The organism is Agrobacterium sp. 5Ca39, from assembly GCF_055382365.1.
The window spans coordinates 1,918,867-1,937,798 of record NZ_AP026437.1; the positions used below are offsets into that span (position 1 = coordinate 1,918,867).

Here is an 18,932-nt window from a genome sequence, read left to right on the forward strand (position 1 = left end):
ACTTGCGAAGCTGAGAGGATGGGACAGGTTTTGCCGAGCGTCCAGTTACATCAGCAACTGAAGGCTGGCACTCTCGTCATTGTGAACGCTTCGGCGGGATCAAACCCAGAAGGAAGGCAGCGTTTCCGAAAGTCGCGGCCCGATGCGCAGCGGCGCAATTTTTTCCGCAAGCCCAGTCCGGTCGGAAATCTCCACCCCGACACCGCAGATCGTGGCAGGCCCGCTCGCGGCCTCAAAGCGGCCCTTCGGCATCTTGGAGATAAAGCGGTTGATCGGCTCTTCCTTGTCCATTCCGAGTGAACTGTCATAATCGCCGCACATGCCCGCATCCGACATGTAGGCGGTTCCGCCGTTCAATATCTGTGCGTCAGCCGTCGGAACATGGGTGTGGGTGCCGACGACGAAGCTTGCACGGCCATCCACGAAATGTCCGAAGCACTGTTTCTCGCTGGTCGCCTCGGCGTGAAAATCGAAGATGATGGCATCCGCCTGTTCCTTCAGCGGGCAGGCAGCAAGAATGCTTTCCGCCGACTTGAAGGGGTCGTCCAGCTCCGGATGCATGAAGACCCGCCCCATGATGTTGGCGACCAATATGCGTGCGCCGTTGCGGGCATAAAAAATGCCCGAGCCCTTGCCCGGCGTACCCTCGGGGTAATTGGCGGGCCGCAGGAACTGGTCATGGCGCTCGCAGAAGGAAACCGCCTCTTTCTGATCCCAGACGTGATTGCCGGTGGTGACAACATCGGCACCGGCATTGATGGTCTCGAGATAGATATCCTCGGTGATACCGAAACCACCAGCAGCATTCTCACCGTTGACGATGACGAAATCCAGCTTCAGATCGGAAATCAGCCCCGGCAATCGCTCCCAGACAGCCGTGCGTCCGGTCTTGCCAACCATGTCTCCGAGAAAAAGAAGCCTCATTCACCCGCCCCGATCTTGCGCATGTTTCGATATTTCGTCCCCTCTAACGGGTAATCAATCTTTTAAAAAGTGCTAAAGCGCCTTTTGCCCACTATCGGAGATCGACAACGGGGCTGAAAACCAGCGCAGACCGCTTTCTGTCAGAATGGCGTGAAGCGAGACATCGTGCGGTTCCGCGGGGATGTCTGCCACTTCCTGACAGTCAAAGGCGACACCGATGAGAACGGGCTGTTTGCCCTTGGCGTGCAACCGCGCGATGGCGCGGTCATAATGGCCTGCGCCATAACCAACCCGTTGCCCGTGTCCATCGAAGACGGACAGAGGTACGAGCAGTATATCGGGATCGAGAAGCTCCGCATCCTCACCCGGACCGGTCGTGCCGAAGCCGGTCTTCACCAGCGGCGTATCCCTCTCGAAAGCCCTGAAGACAATGGTTTCACGATCCAGCACAACGGGAAGGACGAGACGTCCACCCCTTGCCCGCAACGCTTCCATCAGCGGACGGGTATCCGCCTCCGAGCGGATCGGCATGAAGCCGGAGATGACGGTCCCCGGCACAAGGGGAATATCCGCGGCACCGTGGGCGGTAATGGACTGGCTCTTCTCGTGCCGTTCCGCCAGCGTCAGAGCATCTCGCGCGGCGAGCCGTTCGCCGCGCAACCTTGCTTTTTCGGCAACGTCACCGGGCATCAGGCGGCCCGGCTCACGAGAACCTTGTCGATGCGGTGACCATCAAGGTCGATGACCTCGAAACGCCAGCCGTTGCGGGTTACATGTTCACCCAGTTCCGGCAGGCGACGGAACTCGTCCAGGACAAGTCCGGCGACGGTCTCGAACTCGGCGTCCTCATTGATCTGGAAGCCCATGCGATAAGCGAACTCATCGGCAGGCATCCAGCCGGCAACGAGGAACGAACCGTCCTCGCGCTCGACCATGGCCGGCTCTTCGTCGTCATCTTCCTGAAAGGCACCGGTAATGGCCTCCAGCACGTCGCCGGAGCTGATGATACCTTCGAAATGGCCGTACTCGTCATAAACGAGGACCATGTGCACGGTGGAGCGACGCAACGACTGGATGACGTCAACGGCGCTCGTCAGGTCGGACACGACGGGCACCTCGCGCAGAAGCTCACGAATGTTGAGCTCCTTGCCGGAGGCCAGCGCATCGAAGGCGTCCTTGGCGAAAAGCACGCCAAGAATTTCGTCGGACGCGCCGTTGCGCACCGGCAGGCGCGAACGCTGCGTCCCGCGAAGCTGCTCGCGGATTTCCTCGGCGCTGTCTTCGATATCGACCACTTCCACGTCGCGACGCGGCGTCATCAGGCCGCGCGCGTTGCGGTCAGCAAGGCGCATGACGCTGGTGATCATCGCCGATTCTTCGGTCTCGATCACGCCGGCGCTATGGGCTTCGGCCAGAACGGTGCGAATTTCATCGTCGGTAACCGACGCGTTGGATTCGCCACTATGGCCGAGAAGCGCCAGAATGGCCTTACCCGACCGGTCGAGCAGCCACACCAGCGGCGCGCCGACCTTGGACAGCAGCATCATGGTAGGCGCAACACGCGCGGCAATCTTTTCAGGATCGCGCAACGCAATCTGCTTTGGCACCAGTTCGCCGACGATCAGCGACAGATAAGTAATGGCGACGACGACCGAGCCGACGCCAATTGCATCGGCCGCACGGTCAGGAACACCCTGCTCCAGAAGCCACGCCGTAAAGCGGGCACCGAGCGTGGCGCCGGAAAATGCGCCCGAGAGGACGCCGACCAGCGTGATGCCGATCTGCACTGTAGAAAGAAAGCGTCCGGGGTTTTCGGAAAGGCTGAGCGCCTGTGTGGCGCCCTTGCTGCCTTGCGTGGCAAGCACCTTTAGCCTCGCCGGTCTGGAGGAGACAACGGCAAGCTCGGACATGGCAAGCACACCGTTCAATACGGTGAGCAGGACCACGATCATAATTTCAGTAAACAAGTTTAGCTCTTTGGGCTGTTGAACGGCACGTCGCGGTTTTGGCCGCAGCGCCCCTTTTTAAAGGGCATGACAGACATACCAATCCGGATAATAGGGAATTGTTCCGCCATTGCAATGACAGGAATATAAAAAAGCCGTGCCCGGCAGTTATGAAAAATGACTGTCGACTATATCGAGGGTACAGGGAAGCATCGGAATTGTCCCGAAACTTCAAGCGCGTTCCACGGCGACCGATGGAGATTTACGATCCTGGGTGCCTACAAAAGTAGGTGGGCACCGTGTGTCCAGCCCCACGGGACTGGCCAGGGACAGCTCCCTTTGGATCGAGTATGGCCCCAGGGATTGTGGTTCCTGTCGAGAAGCGCAGAACGCATTCAAGATATAGGACGGATCGGTAAAAACCGCCAGAGGCGCAGAGCGAAATTTTATCGCTTCGGATTCCGGACGATCAGTGTGCCGCCGGTTTTGGGCGGTCCAGCAATTTTTCGGTAATGCCGTTCAGCCGGTCGGCCAGATCGCCGATGGCAAGCGCCACCATCTCATCCGACTTCGCCTTGTGCTCGGCCATGCCATCGCGATTGCGGGAGAGGGATGCGACCTCACCTTCCAGCTTCTCGATCTTGCGGTTGAGCTCGGAAAGCTCGTCCATCACCATGATACCAGCCATTACCGTTAGCCTCAGGTCGCCGATCTCTCCGAACTGGCTCTTGAGATGCCCCACATACCGGTCGAAACGGGTGGCAAGGTCGGTCAGGTGGTCTTCCTGGCCTGCTTCGCACGCCATGCGATAGGCCTTTCCGTCGATCATAACAGTAACTTGCGCCATGATACCGCTCCTATCGATCCAGCACCGCGCGGATCGTCTCCATGGCCGTCACCAGCCGGCGCGAAACCTCGCGATTGACTTCTTCAAGACGGTTAGCGCGAAACTCGGCCTGGTCCAGTTCCTGCGCCAGTCTGGCGCGGTCGACATGGACGCGCTTCACCTCGTTATCGATCTCGCCGGTCTCTCTCTGCCGCTCGATACGCATATCGATGGCATTTTCGAGATTTGTGATGGCAGCATTCAGCTCCGTCAGCGCAGATTGTAAGGTCTTCTCAGCCGACATCGTTTTTTCCAACTCGCACGCCACCGGCCGAATCGTCCGGTTTCAGGCCATTTAAACGCTCACGAGGTTATTACCCGATTTACCATCCCGTCAATCAAACCAGTGCATTGTGGCGTTTTGCTCTGTGGATGAACGAAGAAACCGGGCCGGACGGGACACGAAATCCGTTCCAGCCCCCGCTTTGCGAAACGATTTTTATCGACCGCAGAACCGCAATTGCCCGTCGATTTATTGACTTGCCTGCCTCACCTGCTATGGATCAACCCGCTTTTTGGATAGTTGCGTAAAACTATCTCCTTTCACCCGGAAACAGACGGAAAAGCCATGATTTCTCGCGACAAACACAACCGGATGGCAAATGCGATCCGCTTTCTTGCCATGGATGCAGTGGAGAAGGCCAACTCAGGCCATCCCGGTCTGCCGATGGGCGCCGCTGATGTCGCCACCGTTCTCTTCACCCGTTACCTGAAATTCGATCCCAAGGCGCCGCTCTGGCCGGATCGCGACCGTTTCGTGCTGTCGGCAGGTCATGGTTCGATGCTTCTTTACTCGCTGCTCTATCTTACGGGCTACGAGGACATGACGATCGACGAGATCAAGCGTTTCCGTCAATTCGGTTCAAAGACCGCTGGCCATCCTGAATATGGCCACGCCACCGGCATCGAAACGACCACCGGTCCGCTCGGCCAGGGCATCGCCAACGCCGTGGGCATGGCAATCGCCGAACGCAAGCTGGAAGAGGAGTTCGGCTCCGACCTGCAGAGCCACTTCACTTATGTACTGTGCGGCGACGGCTGCCTCATGGAAGGCATCAGCCACGAAGCCATCGCGCTTGCCGGCCATTTGAAGCTTAACAAGCTCGTTCTCTTCTGGGATGACAACAACATCACCATCGACGGCGAAGTTGGCCTCTCCGACAGCACCGACCAGATTGCCCGTTTCCAGGCGGTTCACTGGAACACCATCCGTGTCGACGGCCATGATCCGGATGCGATCGCCGCTGCCATCGAAGCCGCGCAGAAATCGGACCGCCCGACCTTCATCGCCTGCAAGACCGTCATCGGTTTCGGCGCGCCCAACAAGCAGGGCACCCATAAGGTTCACGGCAACCCGCTCGGCGCAGAAGAAATCGCTGCGGCCCGCAAGAGCCTGAACTGGGAAGCCGAAGCTTTCGTCATTCCGGAAGACGTCCTGGATGCATGGCGTCTTGCCGGTCTGCGCTCCACCAAGACGCGTCAGGACTGGGAAGCCCGCCTCGAAGCCGCTGAGGCCGGCAAGAAAGCCGAGTTCAAGCGCCGCTTCGCCGGCGACCTGACGGGCAATTTCGATAGCTCGATCGATGCTTTCAAGAAGAAGATCATCGAGAACAATCCGACCGTTGCGACCCGCAAGGCCTCGGAAGACTCGCTCGAAGTCATTAACGGCGTGCTGCCGGAAATGATCGGCGGTTCTGCCGACCTGACGCCGTCCAACAACACCAAGACCAGCCAGATGAAGTCCATCACGCCGACGGACTTCTCCGGCCGTTACCTGCACTACGGCATCCGCGAGCACGGCATGGCTGCTGCCATGAACGGCATCGCACTGCATGGCGGTCTCATTCCTTATGCGGGCGGCTTCCTGATCTTCTCGGACTACTGCCGTCCGTCGATCCGTCTTGCCGCGCTCATGGGCATCCGCGTCGTCCACGTTCTGACGCATGATTCCATCGGCGTTGGCGAAGACGGCCCGACCCACCAGCCGGTGGAGCAGATCGCTGCCCTTCGCGCCATTCCGAACCTGCTCGTCTTCCGCCCGGCGGATGAGACCGAGGCGGCGGAATGCTGGCAGCTGGCGCTGGAACAGAAGCATCGTCCGTCTGCGCTGGCCCTAACACGCCAGAACCTTGCACCTTCGCGCAAGGAATATGAAGAGAAGAACCTGTCTGCTTACGGCGCCTACGAACTCGTTTCCGCCAGCGACGCCAAGGTTTCGATCTTCGCTTCCGGTTCGGAGGTCGAAGTGGCTCTGAAAGCGGCCGCAACGCTGAAGGACAAGGGCGTATCCGCCCGCGTCGTTTCCGTTCCCTGCTTCGAACTCTTCAAGGAACAGCCGGAAACCTATCGCAACGCCATCATCGGCAAGGCTCCGGTCAAGATCGCGGTGGAAGCCGCCATCCGCCAGGGCTGGGATTACTTCATCGGTAACGATGGCGCTTTCGTCGGCATGCACTCCTTTGGAGCGTCCGCCCCGGCGAAGGATCTCTTCAAGCACTTCGGTATCACGGCAGAAGCTGTCGTCGCCGCAGTCGAGGCAAAACTTGCGTAAGGGCTTCCCAAGCCCTCACCATTCAGCAAAGACCAAGCCCATTCTTGATCGGGAGACTGTAAATGACTGTAAAAGTTGCCATTAACGGCTTCGGCCGCATCGGCCGCAATGTTTTGCGCGCCATCGTCGAATCCGGCCGCACCGATATCGAAGTCGTCGCCATCAACGACCTCGGCCCGGTTGAAACCAACGCTCACCTGCTGCGCTACGATTCGATCCACGGCAAGTTCCCGGCCGACGTCAAGGTCGAAGGCGACACCATCATCGTTGGCGGTGGCAAGCCGATCAAGGTGACGGCCGTTCGCGACCCGGCAACGCTGCCGCACAAGGAACTCGGCGTCGACATCGCGCTTGAGTGCACCGGCATCTTCACGGCCCGCGACAAGGCTGCTGCCCATCTGACGGCCGGCGCCAAGCGCGTCATCGTTTCGGCTCCCGCTGACGGCGCCGACCTCACCGTCGTCTTCGGTGTCAACCATGACCAGCTGACGAAAGATCACCTCGTCATCTCCAACGCATCCTGCACCACCAACTGCCTCGTGCCGGTCGTGAAGGTTCTCGATGACGCCGTTGGCATCGATCATGGCTTCATGACCACGATCCACTCCTACACCGGCGACCAGCCGACGCTGGACACCATGCACAAGGATCTGTACCGCGCCCGCGCTGCAGCCCTGTCCATGATCCCGACCTCGACAGGCGCCGCAAAGGCTGTTGGCCTCGTCCTGCCACACCTCAAGGGCAAGCTTGACGGCACGTCGATCCGCGTTCCGACCCCGAACGTGTCGGTCGTCGACTTCAAGTTCGTGGCCAAGAAGAGCACGACGGTTGCCGAAATCAACGCAGCCATCAAGGCGGCTTCCGACGGCCAGCTGAAGGGCATCCTTGGCTATACCGACGAGCCGCTGGTTTCCCGCGATTTCAACCACGACAGCCACTCGTCGATCTTCGCCAATGACCAGACCAAGGTCATGGAAGGCAACTTCGTGCGCGTCCTGTCCTGGTACGACAACGAGTGGGGCTTCTCCAACCGCATGTCGGATACGGCTGTCGCCTTCGCGAAGACCATCTAACGAATACCCATCAGTCGATGCATTCCGGCGGGAGCGATCCCGCCGGATTTTTTATTCCCGGTTTTCCTCTACAGTGCCGCCATGTTTTCAATTTCCTGCCTTTGTCTGGTCCATTTTGAAACGGACAAGGGACTCAGGGATAACGGTCGTGCGCAATGCACTTCGGCCCTGCCGTATCTTTCGATACACCCCGCCTTGCGTTACCTTTCAACGCCGCCGACCGAGCGCTGACAGACCGCAACCCGTGGCGCATTGACTGCGAACGTGCAGAGCAATCATTGCGGTGGCCAGCGCGGCGTGAAAGAGGCGGTGGACGTGGAATCATTTTATCTGTTGTTGCTGGTGGCAACTGTTCTTGTCCTCGTCGCTGCCTTCTCGAGCCTCATCGCCTACCGCTTCGGCGCGCCGCTGCTGCTGCTTTTCCTTGTGATTGGACTTGCGGCGGGTGTGGACGGACTCGGTATCGAATTCACCAACAACCCTCTCGCCTATATGCTCGGTTCGCTGGTACTTGCCGTCATCCTGTTCGACTCCGGGTTTGGCACGTCGATCCAGTCTTTCCGGCTTTCCGCGGCACCGGCAATGGCGCTTGCCACGGTCGGCGTTATTCTCACATCCGTCTTTTTCGCGGGCGCAGCCGCCCTCCTGCTCGGGCTCTCCTGGCTAGAGGGCCTGCTGCTCGGTGCCATCGTCGCCTCCACCGATGCGGCAGCGGTGTTTTTCCTGCTGCGCATCGGCGGCATCCACATCCGCGATCAGGTGCGCTCCACGCTGGAGGTCGAATCCGGTACCAACGATCCAATGGCCATCTTCCTCACAGTCGCCCTGGTCGAGATCATCGCCAAAGGACAGGGCCTGGCCGGTATCGACAGCGGTTTTCTACTGCTTTTTGTTGAGGAAATGGGCCTTGGTGTGATCGTCGGCGTGCTGGGCGGTCTCATGATCGCCGCCGTGGTCAACCGTTTTGCCGCCGATCGCGGGCTGGCGCCGATCTTTGTGCTTGCGCTGGCGCTGCTCGTGTTTTCCTTCACCGGCACGATTGGCGGCAGCGGCTTTCTGGCGGTCTATGTCGCCGGCATTGTCGCCGGCAATCGCAGGATCTTCGCCAAGGAAACGATCCGTCGCTTCCACGAAGGGCTGACGTGGCTGGCACAGATCATCATGTTCCTGATGCTCGGCCTGCTTGCCACGCCGTCGCAGTTTCCTGCAATCGCAATTCCAGCCATCCTGCTGGCGCTGTTCCTGATCTTCGTCGCCCGTCCGCTCGCGGTCTGGCTCAGCCTCATGCCGTTTAACTACACCCAACAGGAAACCTCTTTCGTCGCCTGGGTGGGCCTGCGCGGCGCCGTCTCCATCCTGCTTGCCATCATGCCCATCCTCGGCGGACTTGATGACGCCCAGATATATTTCAATGCCGCCTTCATCATCGTGCTGGTATCGCTCCTCGTGCAGGGCTGGACAATCAAACCGGTGGCAACAAGGCTGGGGCTGATCGTGCCGCCGCGCATGGGCGAGGTGGACAAGCTGGAGGTTGACCTTCCCGGCACGGCCAATCACGAACTGATTTCCTACCGCGTGGCAAAGGGCAGCGCCATCCTGCAGGGCGAGCGCATTCCCCGCTGGGCGATGCCTTCGTTGGTGGTGCGTGACGGTAAATCGATTCGCTACCAATATGCCGGGCGACTGCGTGAAAATGATCTTGTCTATCTCTTCATCGCCCCCGGTTATTCCCGCCTGATCGACCGGCTCTTCGCGAGCGCCCTGCCCGTCGCCGATGACGACGCCGATTTCTTCGGCACCTTCGCGATCTCTCCCGCCCGGCCGGCGAAGGAGCTTGATGCCGCCTATGGTCCCGGCCTGCTTGCGCCAGCAGAACAGGCAATGAGCATCGCAGAACTCATCGAGACACGTCTTGCCGGACGGGCCGATTATGCCGACCGCGTGCGCCTCGGCTCCATCGTCCTGATCGTGCGGACTTTGGACGACCATGAGGCGATAGCGGGTGTCGGAATTTCGCTGGAGCCGGTCGAACCGGCTACCACCCTGCCGATCTTCATCAGCTTCTCGGAAATTTTCAAACGGGTGCGCGACTATCTGGCGCAGCGGCGTCACTCGCGTTCCACCGCTACCGCACAAGACGTGGTCGCACCTTCAAACACCGTGAGAGAAAATGAAGCCTGACCGGCTTGCGTCGGCAATCAGGCATAGTATGGTCCCTGCCGAACTCGCAACAAATCAGGATCGACCTATGCCCGCTTTCAAGACCATCGATGACCTCAACGACATTGCCGGAAAGCGCGTTCTCGTCCGCGTTGATCTCAACGTGCCGGTCGCGGATGGCAAAGTTACGGACAAGACCCGTATCGAGCGGGTCGCGCCGACCATTCTGGAACTTTCCAAGAAGGGCGCAAAGGTTATTCTGCTTGCCCATTTTGGCCGTCCGAAGGGCGAACCCGTGGCTGACATGTCGCTTTCCCAGATCGTACCGGCAGTTGAGGAAGTGCTGGACCATGCCGTCTCCTTCGCGTCCGACTGCATCGGCGCGCCGGCGGCGGAAGCCGTTGCGAAACTGAATGACGGCGATATCCTGCTTCTGGAAAACACGCGCTTCCACAAGGGCGAAGAAAAGAACGATCCCACCTTCGTCGAGGCTCTGGCGGCCAATGGCGATATCTATGTCAATGACGCCTTCTCCGCCGCGCATCGCGCCCACGCCTCCACCGAAGGCCTCGCCCGCCACCTGCCCGCCTATGCCGGCCGCACCATGCAGGCAGAGCTTGAGGCTCTGGAAAAGGGCCTCGGCCAGCCGGTGCGTCCCGTCGTCGCCATCGTCGGCGGCGCGAAGGTTTCAAGCAAAATCGATCTTCTGATGAACCTCGTCAAGAAGGTCGATGCCCTCGTCATCGGCGGCGGCATGGCCAACACCTTCCTCGCCGCCCGTGGCGCCCAGGTTGGAAAATCGCTCTGCGAGCACGATCTGGCCGAAACCGCAAAGCAGATCATGATCGAGGCCGCGACTTCCGGCTGTGCCATCGTGCTGCCGGAAGACGGCGTCGTTGCCCGCGAATTCAAGGCCGGTGCGGCCAGTGAAACGGTCGACATCAATGCCATTCCCGCTGACGCCATGGTGCTCGATGTCGGCCCGAAGTCGGTTGAAAGCATCAAGGCCTGGATTTCACGCGCGGAAACGCTGGTCTGGAACGGGCCGCTCGGCGCCTTCGAAATAGAACCCTTCGATGCAGCCACCGTGGCTGCCGCAAAACATGCCGCCGAATGCACGAAGGCCGGCAAGCTCGTCTCCGTCGCAGGCGGCGGCGACACCGTGGCCGCGCTCAACCATGCCGGCGTTTCCGAGGATTTCTCCTATGTTTCGACCGCCGGCGGCGCCTTCCTTGAATGGATGGAAGGCAAGGAACTGCCGGGCGTTGCCATCCTGACCGCCGCCAAGTAAACTTATCTCACTTGCCTGACACGAGGCCGGACAAGCGATGCTTGTCCGGCCTCGTCTTTTGGTAAGTGCACGCGGGAGGAAAAGTTTCAAACGATTGAAATCATTTCAATCGTTTCAATGAGTTAGCGTGCCATTTCCCTGCCCTGGAACTTCTGTTATCGGAAATTTATTGTGCCTTGGGAGAATAGCAAATGACCGAACGTCTCGAAGACATCGCAATCAAAATGGTCGCCGACGGCAAGGGCCTGCTCGCCGCCGACGAATCCACGGGAACGATCAAAAAGCGTTTCGACAGCATCAATCTGGAGTCCACCGAGACCGCCCGCCGCGACTATCGCGAGATGCTGTTCCGTTCCGACGACGCCATGAAGAAATATATCTCCGGCGTCATTCTCTATGAAGAGACCCTGTTCCAGAAGGCTGCCGACGGCACACCTTTCGTTGATATCATCAAGGCGGCTGGCAGCCTGCCGGGGATCAAGGTGGATATCGGCGCCAAGCCGATGGCCTTCCACCCGCATGAATTCATTACCGAAGGCCTCGACGGTCTTTATGAGCGCCTGCGCAAGTACCATGAAGCCGGTGCGCGCTTCGCCAAGTGGCGTGGCGTCATCACCATCGGTGAACAGCGCCCGAGCTGGGGTTCGATCAAGGCAAACTCCCAGTCGCTCGCCCGTTATGCCGCTCTCTGCCAGCAGGCGGATATCGTGCCGATCGTTGAGCCTGAAGTCCTGATGGACGGCGAGCCGGGCACGCACGACATCGACCGCTGCGCGGAAGTCACGCAATGGGTTCTGCAGACCGTCTTCGCGGACCTCTTCGACGCCCGCGTGAACCTCGAAGGCATGATCCTCAAGCCGAACATGATCATCGACGGCAAGAAGGCCCGCAAGGCTTCCGTCGAGGAAGTGGCGGAAAAGACCGTGAAGGTCCTGAAGGCGACCGTACCTTCCGCCGTTCCGGGCATTGCCTTCCTTTCCGGCGGCCAGTCCTCCGAAGAGGCAACGGCGCATCTCTCCGCCATGAATTCCGGTTATGACCTGCCCTGGTCTCTCACCTACTCCTACGGCCGCGCGCTTCAGGATACGGCCCTCAAGACCTGGGGCGGCAAGCAGGAGAATGTCGCTGCCGGCCAGCGCGCCTTCACGCACCGCGCCGCCATGAACAGTCTGGCGGCCAAGGGCAACTGGAAGCAGGAACTCGAAAAGGCAGCCTGAGGCTTCGCTCCAGAGCTTTAGTGAATGAAAGCCGCCTCCCGGGGCGGCTTTTTCTTATGGGCGCAGAAGCAGCGTTACCGACCAGATGACAAAGGCGGCAACCGCTATCTTCCAGCAATCGCCCCGTTTCTTCAGCCCCGGCAGGCCGAGCGGCCGGATAATCTGGACGGCCATGGCCAGCAGTAAAAAAAGGCCGATCGCCTTCGTCATTTATTGAGCCTTTTCTTTATTTCTGCATCGTCACAGGCTGGACATTTTTACCGTTCACCAGAAGAGTGCAACTCATTCGGGTAACTCCCGTTGTATGACCTGTCCGACCGTCCGTCCGAACGCATGAGAGTGTTGTCATGAGCAGAAATCTTCTACCCGTATTCGCTCTTTTATCCAGCACTCTGTTTCTCTTTCTCGGCAACGGTCTTCAGGGCCTCGTGCTGCCAGTGCGTGGCTCGGCAGAGGGTTACTCCAACGAGATCCTTGGTTTCCTCGGAACCTCCTGGGCTGCGGGCTTCGTTGTTGGTTGTTTTGTCGCGCCGGCCATCGTGCGCCGTGCTGGCCATGTGCGGGCTTTTGCGTCTTTCGTCGCATTGGTATGCCTGACCGTGCTCATGACCGGTCTCATCGTTGATGACGTCTGGTGGATTACGCTACGTGCGCTTACCGGCTTCTGCACCGCCGGCACCTCAATGATCATCGAAAGCTGGCTGAACGAGCGTGCCACGAACGAAAGCCGCGGCATGATCTTTTCGCTCTATATCGCCATCACGCTTCTGGGCGTCGTGGCGGGACAGATGATCGTGCCGATGGGAGATATCAGCAATACCTCGCTGTTCATGATCTGCGGCATCATTTATTGCATCGCCATTCTGCCGGCAACGCTTTCAAAGGCGGCCAGTCCACAGCCTTTGCAGAAGGTGAAACTGGATTTGCCGGCGCTCTATCGTAACTCCCCGGTCTCCTTCGTCGGCATTCTGATGATCGGCATCGCCAACGGCGCGTACGGCACGCTCGGCGCCGTCTTCGGTGCCCGGGCAGGCCTGGATCCGACCATGATCGCCATCATGGTGTCCGTCACGATTTTCGTCGGCGCATTGGCGCAGTTCCCGGCGGGGCGCCTTTCGGACAGGATAGACCGTCGTTACGTGCTGGCTGGCCTCGCGGGGCTTGGCGCCGTCGCGGGACTTGCGGTCGCAGCCGTGCAGCCGCATCACGTCTACGTTCTGATTCCGATGATCGCCGTCTACGGTGCAGCCGCCAATGCGCTCTATCCCATCGCCGTGGCGCACGCCAACGACTTTGCGGCGTCCGAGGATTTCGTCAAGGTTTCAGGCGGGTTGCTGTTGCTTTACGGCGTCGGCACCATTATCGGACCGACGCTCGGCGGCGCTGTCATGACCTATTCCGGGCCCTATGCGCTGTTTCTGGTCACAGCCGTCGCCCATATTTTGATTACTGCCTATGCCATTATCAGAAGCCGCAGGCGCGCCGCGCTTTCAACCGACGAGAAAGACAATTTCTCGACGATGATGCCGACGACGCCTTCGCCGCTGGTGACACCGGAGAGTATTGCGCTTGACCCGCGCGCGCCGCAATATCCCGGCGAGGATGGGGACTACGTGGAAAAAGGAGCAGGCATATGAGCCTCTTTGACGACGACCGCCCGCAAAAACCCGCTGCACACCAGATTGGCAGCGATCTCAGCCTCCTCTCCGTGGACGAACTGGACAGCCGGATCGAGCTTCTCCAGGCCGAAATCACCCGACTTGAAGAGGAAAGAAAGCGGAAATCCGCGGGAAGACAGGCGGCGGAGAATCTTTTCCGATCCTGACGCGCAGTGACCAATAAACCCGGCCCGCACGTGCCTAACGGCAGAATCGGTTCAACGTGCGTTCCAAAATAAGAGGTTTTGGGGCAGTCTTTCGTTTACCATTAACCAAAAATTAAGCTTTCTGAGAGATTACTATACATGTCCAGTTCTTCTGGATTTCAGGCATCTTCTCCATTCGGCGAATTGGTCTGATTTTTCTCCCTGTTTTACCTTGAGAGCCGCTTTCGCGGCTCTTTTTTTGCCGCCGCCGGCTTCGGTAAAACTGTGGGTATTAACCCTTCTTTAATAATTGCCTTGCGCATTTCAGGTAAAGATACCATCCTGAAAACACTAAAGGCCGGAACAAAATATCCGGATCGTCGTTGCCTGACAGTGTGGTGCGTGAGCAGGGATTTAAAGAAATGTCGGAACAGGTTTTAAATACCATAAGCTTTGCGGGGCGCGCGGCTGCTTCCAACCAGTTCAAGACCCTCTATACCGAAGGCATGACCCTGGTGGAGGAAACTGCGAGCTATCTCGACGGCGCCGGCCGCGCTGCCTCGAAAGTTCTGCCGCGCATGGCCTCAGTGCTTTATGCCGCGGAATCGATGCGCCTCACGACTCGCCTGATGCAGATGGCCTCCTGGCTGCTGCTCCAGCGCGCCGTCAACAACGGTGAAATGACCCGCGATCAGGTTTTGAGCGAGAAGAATAAGGTTCGCCTCGACAGCTTCAACGTCGACCGCAACGCGCCCGGCTGGAACGACCTGCCGGAGTCCTTCCGCGATCTTATCGAGCGCTCGCTGCGTCTCCAGAACCGCATCGCCCTGCTCGACCGCGAAATCTATCGCCCCTCCGAAGCCGCGAAGGTGCCGGACAATGAGAACAGCGTTCAGGCGCAGCTCAACCTTCTGCGCACGGCTTTCTCGATCAACTGAGAAAACACCACATTGAGTGGACAATTTGAAAGCAGGCTCACCGGCCTGCTTTTTTGTTTCAGCGGTCATGCCGGGTAGATGCCATCGCCAAAACAGCGCAACAAAAAAGCCCGGTAAAACCGGGCTTTTTTAACAATCCGTCCGCAGGGGAATCAGAGGCCGAGGCCGCCGAAACGCTTGTTGAACTTGGAAACGCGACCACCGCGGTCCATAAGCTGCTGGTTGCCGCCCGTCCATGCCGGATGGGACTTGGGGTCGATTTCAAGGTTCATGACGGCGCCTTCCGAACCCCAGGTAGAGCGGGTTTCGTATTCGGTGCCATCGGTCATGACCACCTTGATCGTGTGATAATCGGGATGGATATCAGCCTTCATGACAATCTTCCTGGTTAAGTGACGTGCGGTCCATTTGCCGCAATTGCGTCAACTGAGCCAATTCAATAAATGAAGCCATAGTCCAGATGGGCTATGGCTTCCCAATTCGATGCGGAGCCTATACATGAAGGTCGCCGAGATAACAAGAGCCTGCTATCCCCTTGTGAAAGGAGATGGCTGCCGGGCGGGAATTTTACCGCAGACCGGAAATTCGCCCGCAAAAGGCCGAAAAATGGCGAAGAACGAGGAGCATAGAGGACGTGGCAGACATCGAACAGCATAAAGCGGTGAAACAGAGAAGCCTGAAACCGCTCCTTGGCCTGTTTCCTTATCTCAGGCGTTATCGTGGCTTGATGGCTGCGGCTCTTTTTGCACTTGTTCTGTCTTCCGCCACGACTCTCGCCTTGCCGCTCGCCGTTCGCCGCATCATCGATCACGGTTTTCAGACGCCTGATGGCGGTATGATCAACAGCTACTTCGCCATGCTTTTGGCCATTGCGGTTGTTCTCGCACTCGCCAGCGCGATGCGTTATTATTATGTCATGACGATCGGCGAGAGGGTCGTTGCCGATTTGCGCCGCGATGTGTTCGCCCACCTCACCACGCTGTCACAGCAATTCTTCGATGCCAACCGCTCAGGCGAGCTCACCTCGCGACTGACGGCCGACACGGTGCAGATCCGCTCCGCATTCGGCTCATCTGCGTCGGTGGCGTTGCGCAACATCATCATGTGCTGCGGCGCCGTGGCGATGATGATCTATACCAGCCCCGGTCTTTCCGGACTCGCGCTGCTGGCCATTCCCTTTATCGTTTTTCCCCTGATTGCCTTCGGGCGCTCGGTTCGCGCCCGCTCCCGCACCACACAAGACACATTGGCCAACTCCGCCGCTTATGCTTCCGAGACGATTGCGGCGAGCCGCACCGTACAGTCCTTCAATGCCGAGACGCTGGCGAATGCCCGTTATGGCGCTTCGGTGGAAGCGGCCTATCAGGGCGCACGCGCCGCCATCGGCGCACGCTCCATCCTCACCGCCGTCGCCATCACGCTCGTCTTCGGCAGCGTTGTCGGCATTCTCTGGTATGGGGCACAAAGCGTCCTGTCCGGTAGCATGACCGCGGGAACGCTCGGTCAGTTCGTGCTTTATTCGGTCATCGCGGCCAGCGGCCTTGGCCAGCTCTCGGAAGTCTGGGGAGAACTGGCGCAGGCCGGCGGCGCGGCGGAACGGCTGTCCGAACTGCTGGACGAGCGCTCGCCGGTTCTCGATCCCGTCGCGCCCGTCACTCTGCCCCAGCCACCGCGTGGCGAAGCCGCATTCGAGAATGTCGATTTTGTCTACCCGCTCGCGGCAGGACGGCCGATCGTCTCCGGCCTCTCCTTCAAAGTCAGCGCCGGCGAAACCGTCGCCATCGTCGGACCCTCCGGTGCGGGCAAGAGCACGGTCTTTTCGCTGCTGATGCGCTTTTACGATCCGCAGCAGGGCCGTATCACCATTGACGGCGCTGATATCCGCGACGTCAAGCTCGCCGATCTGCGGGCGCGCCTGTCCATCGTCCCGCAGGATGTGGCGATATTCGCCTCCTCCATCCATGACAATATCGCCTTTGGACGGCCTGACGCGACACGGGAAGAAGTGCGCGCCGCCGCCATCGCCGCGCAGGCCGACAGCTTCATCGAACGCCTTACCGACGGATATGACAGCCAGGTGGGAGAGCGCGGCGTGACGCTTTCCGGCGGGCAGCGCCAGCGCATCGCCATTGCCCGCGCCATCCTGCGCAACGCACCTATCCTGCTTTTGGACGAGGCCACGTCGGCGCTCGACGCGGAAAGCGAGACACTGGTACAGAAGGCTCTCGATGAGCTCATGAGCAGCCGCACCACCATTGTCATCGCCCACCGCCTTGCCACCGTTCTCAAAGCCGACCGCATTCTGGTGATGGATGAAGGCCGCATCATCGAGGAAGGCACGCATCAGAGTCTCATTCACCAGAACGGTCTCTATGCCCGGCTCGCCCGTCTGCAATTCCAGACGGGGCCCGAAGAACTGCGCGCACAGGCCTGAGTTACGTCAGCACGCTGCGCCCCGCAACGCGCCCGGAAAACAGGCATCCTCCAAGGAAAGTGCCTTCAAGCGCTTTATATCCATGCATGCCGCCACCGCCGAAACCAGCCACCTCGCCAGCGGCATAAAGCCCCGGCACCAGCTCACCGCCGGCGTCCAGCACCCTCGCCTCAAGGTCGGTGTGCAGGCCACCCAGGGTCTTGCGCGTCAGCACATGCAGACGCACGGCAATCAAAGGCCCCATGGCAGGATCGAGCAGGCGATGCGGTTTCGCCGTTCGCATCAGCCGGTCACCGAGGTAACGGCGCGCACCGTGGATCGCCGTTACCTGCGTATCCTTGCTAAAGCCGTTTTCAATCTCGCGGTCGCGCGCTTCGATCTGCCGGCGGATGTGGTTGGTGTCCAGACGATCATTTCCGGCGATGGCGTTCATCGCAGGCACCAATTCTTCCAGCGTATCACGAACGGCGAAATCCTCGCCCCGTTCCATGAAAGCCCGCACGGGTCCAGGCGGCTCCTTTCCCAACCTTTTCAGCAACAGGCGCATATTCTTGCCCGTCAGATCAGGATTCTGCTCCGAACCCGAAAGCGCGAACTCCTTCTTGATGATCGCTTTGGTCAGAATGAACCAGCTGTAACCGCTGCCACGTTCACCCAGCATCTTCAGTGTGCCAAGCGTATCAAAGCCAGGCATGGCCGGCGCATGAAGCCGGTCACCATTCGCATCGCACCAGAAGGACGAAGGACCGGACAGAATGCGGATGCCGTGACCTGGCCAGATCGGGTCGTGGTTTTTGACACCCTCGGTGTAATGCCACATGCGGTCACGGTTGATGACCCCGCCACCCGCCGCCTCGGTGATGGCGATCATGCGGCCGTCCACATGCGCCGGCACACCGCAAACCATGTTTTGCGGCGGCTGGCCCAGTCGTTCCACGGGCCACTTTCGCCGCACCAGCTCCTGATTACCGCCGATGCCGCCGGAACTGACAATGACCGCAGCAGCGGAAAGACTGAATTCGCCCTGCTCTTCCCGGCTGCTCTCCTCTCCGCGTTGCACGGGATCGCTTGCAAGAACCGCACCGGAAACGCCGGTCACCCGGCCATCGGCGATATCCAGCCGATCAACCCGGTGGCGGAAGCGGAAGGATAGCCGCCCATCCGCCGCGATAAGCTTTGCCTTTTTAACGAAGGGAGCAAGCACCCCGGGGCCTGTGCCCCAGGTGACATGGAAGCGTGGAACAGAATTGCCATGGCCATCGGCCAAACCGCCGCCACGCTCGGCCCAGCCGACAACGGGAAACCAGCGCATACCCATGCGGTGCAGCCATTCCCGCTTCTCACCGGCAGCAAAATCGAGATAGGCCTCTGCCCAGCGACGCGGCCAGTGATCTTCCGGGCGATCAAAACCGGCCGAACCGAACCAGTCCTGCCTCGCAAGGTCGAGACTGTCTCGCACGCGCATCCGACGTTGTTCTGGGCTATCGATGAAAAACAGGCCGCCAAGCGACCAGAAGGCCTGTCCGCCCAGGTTCCGCTCACCCTCCTGATCAACCACGCAGACGCTGAGACCTCGCTCGGCAGCCTCCGTTGCCGCAACCAGTCCGGCAAGCCCCGCCCCGACAACGATCACATCATAGCGTTCCATCAGCCCCTCCCAGATATGACGGAATTACTTTTACGCGAACGTAAGTTTACTTTCGTCGGA

The 18,932-nt window shown here is 59.6% G+C and carries 17 protein-coding genes and 1 other RNA gene; 9 read left to right on the forward strand and 9 right to left on the reverse strand.

What is annotated here, in order from left to right:
* Positions 1-99 precede the first annotated feature (99 nt).
* From ACZ47E_RS22555 to ACZ47E_RS22580, 6 genes are all read right to left on the reverse strand, one after another.
* The gene (locus ACZ47E_RS22555; RefSeq protein ID WP_004445757.1) at positions 100-924 is read right to left on the reverse strand and encodes a TIGR00282 family metallophosphoesterase; all 825 of its coding nucleotides are present in this window, start codon (positions 922-924) and stop codon (positions 100-102) included.
* A 72-nt stretch (positions 925-996) separates the two neighbouring features.
* Positions 997-1,614 (reverse strand): 5-formyltetrahydrofolate cyclo-ligase, encoded by a 618-nt coding sequence (locus ACZ47E_RS22560; protein WP_022563048.1) that lies wholly within the window; start codon positions 1,612-1,614, stop codon positions 997-999.
* On the reverse strand, positions 1,614-2,876 hold the full coding sequence (locus ACZ47E_RS22565; RefSeq protein WP_004445761.1) for a hemolysin family protein: 1,263 nt from the start codon (positions 2,874-2,876) through the stop codon (positions 1,614-1,616). The genes ACZ47E_RS22560 and ACZ47E_RS22565 overlap by 1 nt, the downstream gene beginning before the upstream one ends.
* A gap of 229 nt (positions 2,877-3,105) precedes the next feature.
* A non-coding RNA gene (gene ssrS / locus ACZ47E_RS22570) (6S RNA) lies at positions 3,106-3,264 on the reverse strand.
* Positions 3,265-3,339: 75 nt separating this feature from the next.
* On the reverse strand, positions 3,340-3,717 hold the full coding sequence (locus ACZ47E_RS22575; RefSeq protein WP_004445763.1) for a cell division protein ZapA: 378 nt from the start codon (positions 3,715-3,717) through the stop codon (positions 3,340-3,342).
* Positions 3,718-3,727: 10 nt separating this feature from the next.
* On the reverse strand, positions 3,728-4,000 hold the full coding sequence (locus ACZ47E_RS22580) for a DUF4164 domain-containing protein (protein WP_004445765.1): 273 nt from the start codon (positions 3,998-4,000) through the stop codon (positions 3,728-3,730).
* Positions 4,001-4,324: 324 nt separating this feature from the next.
* On the opposite strand from ACZ47E_RS22580, the gene tkt reads away from it, so the two are divergent.
* The 5 genes from tkt to ACZ47E_RS22605 all read left to right on the forward strand — a co-directional run bounded on the left by tkt (position 4,325) and on the right by ACZ47E_RS22605 (position 12,048).
* Entirely contained in the window at positions 4,325-6,307 is a 1,983-nt protein-coding gene (gene tkt / locus ACZ47E_RS22585) for a transketolase (RefSeq protein WP_022563050.1), read from the forward strand.
* Between the two features lie 62 nt (positions 6,308-6,369).
* Positions 6,370-7,380: a type I glyceraldehyde-3-phosphate dehydrogenase gene (gene gap, locus ACZ47E_RS22590; RefSeq protein ID WP_004445768.1), complete on the forward strand. Its 1,011-nt coding sequence runs from the start codon at positions 6,370-6,372 to the stop codon at positions 7,378-7,380.
* A gap of 315 nt (positions 7,381-7,695) precedes the next feature.
* Positions 7,696-9,561 (forward strand): potassium/proton antiporter, encoded by a 1,866-nt coding sequence (locus ACZ47E_RS22595; RefSeq protein ID WP_464017176.1) that lies wholly within the window; start codon positions 7,696-7,698, stop codon positions 9,559-9,561.
* 67 nt (positions 9,562-9,628) lie between these two features.
* Positions 9,629-10,831: a phosphoglycerate kinase gene (locus tag ACZ47E_RS22600; protein WP_004445771.1), complete on the forward strand. Its 1,203-nt coding sequence runs from the start codon at positions 9,629-9,631 to the stop codon at positions 10,829-10,831.
* Positions 10,832-11,022: 191 nt separating this feature from the next.
* The gene (locus tag ACZ47E_RS22605; RefSeq protein ID WP_004445772.1) at positions 11,023-12,048 is read left to right on the forward strand and encodes a class I fructose-bisphosphate aldolase; all 1,026 of its coding nucleotides are present in this window, start codon (positions 11,023-11,025) and stop codon (positions 12,046-12,048) included.
* Between the two features lie 54 nt (positions 12,049-12,102).
* On the opposite strand, the gene ACZ47E_RS22610 is transcribed toward ACZ47E_RS22605, so the two are convergent.
* Positions 12,103-12,258: a hypothetical protein gene (locus ACZ47E_RS22610; RefSeq protein WP_004445774.1), complete on the reverse strand. Its 156-nt coding sequence runs from the start codon at positions 12,256-12,258 to the stop codon at positions 12,103-12,105.
* Between the two features lie 137 nt (positions 12,259-12,395).
* Between ACZ47E_RS22610 and ACZ47E_RS22615 the strand changes: the two genes are divergently transcribed.
* From ACZ47E_RS22615 to rcdA, 3 genes are all read left to right on the forward strand, one after another.
* Entirely contained in the window at positions 12,396-13,685 is a 1,290-nt protein-coding gene (locus ACZ47E_RS22615; RefSeq protein WP_004445776.1) for an MFS transporter, read from the forward strand.
* Positions 13,682-13,873 (forward strand): DUF1192 domain-containing protein, encoded by a 192-nt coding sequence (locus ACZ47E_RS22620; RefSeq protein ID WP_004445779.1) that lies wholly within the window; start codon positions 13,682-13,684, stop codon positions 13,871-13,873. Before ACZ47E_RS22615 ends, ACZ47E_RS22620 begins: the two co-directional genes overlap by 4 nt.
* 401 nt (positions 13,874-14,274) lie before the next feature.
* Positions 14,275-14,790, forward strand: coding sequence for a protease adaptor protein RcdA (gene rcdA / locus ACZ47E_RS22625; RefSeq protein WP_003506184.1), 516 nt, complete (start codon positions 14,275-14,277; stop codon positions 14,788-14,790).
* A gap of 152 nt (positions 14,791-14,942) precedes the next feature.
* On the opposite strand, the gene rpmE is transcribed toward rcdA, so the two are convergent.
* Positions 14,943-15,164: a 50S ribosomal protein L31 gene (rpmE, locus tag ACZ47E_RS22630; RefSeq protein WP_003497640.1), complete on the reverse strand. Its 222-nt coding sequence runs from the start codon at positions 15,162-15,164 to the stop codon at positions 14,943-14,945.
* Between the two features lie 260 nt (positions 15,165-15,424).
* On the opposite strand from rpmE, the gene ACZ47E_RS22635 reads away from it, so the two are divergent.
* A complete protein-coding gene (locus tag ACZ47E_RS22635; protein WP_022563052.1) occupies positions 15,425-17,224 on the forward strand; it encodes an ABC transporter transmembrane domain-containing protein in 1,800 nt (599 codons plus the stop codon).
* A gap of 1 nt (position 17,225) precedes the next feature.
* Here the strand turns inward: ACZ47E_RS22635 and ACZ47E_RS22640 are convergent, their stop codons facing one another.
* Positions 17,226-18,872 (reverse strand): FAD-binding dehydrogenase, encoded by a 1,647-nt coding sequence (locus ACZ47E_RS22640; RefSeq protein WP_112635898.1) that lies wholly within the window; start codon positions 18,870-18,872, stop codon positions 17,226-17,228.
* Positions 18,873-18,932 lie beyond the last annotated feature (60 nt).